This is a genomic window from Actinospica acidithermotolerans (assembly GCF_018139625.1).
GTDB lineage: Bacteria > Actinomycetota > Actinomycetes > Streptomycetales > Catenulisporaceae > Actinospica > Actinospica acidithermotolerans.
The window spans coordinates 1-2,008 of sequence record NZ_JAGSOH010000258.1 but is presented as its reverse complement, the minus strand read 5'-3'; the positions used below and the strand labels follow the sequence as shown (position 1 = coordinate 2,008).

At 65.2% G+C, this 2,008-nt stretch carries 1 protein-coding gene and 1 tRNA gene; one reads left to right on the top strand and one right to left on the bottom strand.

Features of this window, described 5'->3' with window-relative positions:
• Positions 1 to 791 precede the first annotated feature (791 nt).
• Complete coding sequence (locus tag KDK95_RS34495; RefSeq protein ID WP_212522563.1) at positions 792 to 1,379, top strand: HAD family acid phosphatase; 588 nt, start codon at positions 792 to 794, stop codon at positions 1,377 to 1,379.
• A gap of 421 nt (positions 1,380 to 1,800) precedes the next feature.
• Here the strand turns inward: KDK95_RS34495 and KDK95_RS34490 are convergent.
• Positions 1,801 to 1,874, bottom strand: a tRNA-Ala gene (locus tag KDK95_RS34490).
• Between the last annotated feature and the right edge of the window lie 134 nt (positions 1,875 to 2,008).

The following is a 2,008-nucleotide window of genomic DNA, read 5'->3' as shown; positions in this document are numbered from 1 at the left end:
CCCCCGGCCAGGGCACCCGCAGCGTAAAACGCACCCCCGGCCGTCAGCCACGTGTTCACTCCCCGAGCACGGCCCCACCCGCCGCAAAAAGCAATCAGGGCCGGTAACCAAGTTCGGATTACCGGCCCTGATCCGACCCTGATCTTCACTCTGTCTGTCTGTAGACCCGCAGCAGGAAGCGGCTCGCGCCCTGGCAGCAGTAGCGGACCAAGTCGGCGCTCCAGGTACGGCCACCAAACCCACAGAGCGAGACCCCTCGTGCTCCCCCATCCCGTGGGAATGGTCCGAGAGTGCCCCGACGAGCCTGTGCTGTCAGCTTAGGAAGCAGCGGGCGGCTCTCGCCCTTCCGTCCTCGGGGAGTGAGCTCGCCGCGGACCTTGTTCGGCTTCAGCGGCAGCAGGACCTCGCCCAGCTCCCGCTCGATGAGCTCGAGGCCGCCGGGGCGACGGAAACGCGATATCGGAGTCGGGCAAGGACACCTGGGCCAACGATACTCAAGGCTGTTGATCGATCCTCGTAGGTGGAGCCCAGGTGGCCTGCGGCAACATCCCGGTCACGCTCGTCGTCGAGTAGCCATATCAGGGCTCGGGTTTCCACGGCCGGGGCCGGATGGCCCGGCCGTCTGAGTGCCGATGCGGGTGGGGACCCCATGAGGATTCTCATCAAGCACTCGTACGAATGTGTCCGATCACAAAAGGTCAACTGGTCAGGTCTAGGCCATCCGATGTTCGCCCGGCTCCGCGATAAAGAGGCGTTGCGCTTCCTACTCATCGGTAAGGAAACCTCACCTCATGAATCTTCGCACCCTTTGCCGCTCTGCAGCGGTGGCCGTGCTCGCCGGCGGTCTCGTCGCGGGCCTCGTCTCGCCCGCCAGCGCTGCCTCCGCGCCGAGCTTCGCGCAGTGGCAGTCGGACGTGACGGCTGTGACCACGCCCGCCATGGCCTACATCCAGCAGCGCATCAACGAGGCCTCTTCGACGTCGAACCTGGCGATCGTGCTGGACATCGACAACACCTCGACGGAGAACTACTACCACCCAAGCTACCCGAGCCCGGCCACCCCGCAGGTGCTCGCGATCGCCCAGTACGCGACGTCCAAGGGCGTGAAGCTCTTCTTCATCACCGCGCGCCCCGACGTGATCGACGAGATCACCGAGTACAACCTCACGCACGACGGCTATCACATCGACGGCCTCTACAGCCGCAACCCGATTCAGCTGTTCGAGTCGATCAACACCTTCAAGACCGCCGAGCGCAAGAAACTCGAGGCCGACGGCTACGACATCATCGCCAACATCGGCAACAACACGGTCGACATCGAGGGTGGCTACGCCGACTCAACGTGGGAGCTCCCGAACTACAACGGGCTGCTCGACTAGACAGTACGTATGTGTGCCGGGTTCGTAGGGCCGGGGCCACGCTCGCGAGTTGTCTGGGTTGCCGGCGAATGGACTCCGGTCGGTAGTGCCCACATTTGTGGGAGGCCCCGGTGATTTCTGAGCGTACGAGCGTTGGGATAAACGTGGACGCCCGCAGCGTGGTGGCATGTGCGATCGACGCGGTGACCGGGGAACTGCTCCAGCGTCGGCTCTGTCCGGATCCGGTGAGGTACTCGGCTGGATCGGGCAGTTGCCGGGACCGGTCGCGGTGATGTACGAGGCAGGCCCCACCGGATTCGGGCTGGCCAGGGTCCTGCGGGCGCGGGGCCTGTGGTGCGCACACCTACAACTACCATCAATGCTTCATATGCGACGCGGGTCCCCAGTCCGATTCGGACTGGGGACCCGCGTTTCTACATTGTGGACCTGAGGGGATTTGAACCCCTGACCCCCTCGATGCGAACGAGGTGCGCTACCGGGCTGCGCCACAGGCCCATCCTGCTCAGCTGCCGCCGGCGGGACCGGCTGCAACGTGGACGAGGTTATCACAGGGGCGGGGCGCGGCTGAAACCGATTGTTCGGGGGCGGCTCAGCCGTTGGCGGCGCGGGGCAGGTCGCCCTGGTCGGGG

What these genes read in the sequence shown, in the direction of transcription:
- KDK95_RS34495 (WP_212522563.1), top strand. Translation starts at nt 792, where the DNA reads ATGAATCTTCGCACCCTTTGCCGCTCTGCAGCGGTGGCCGTGCTCGCC.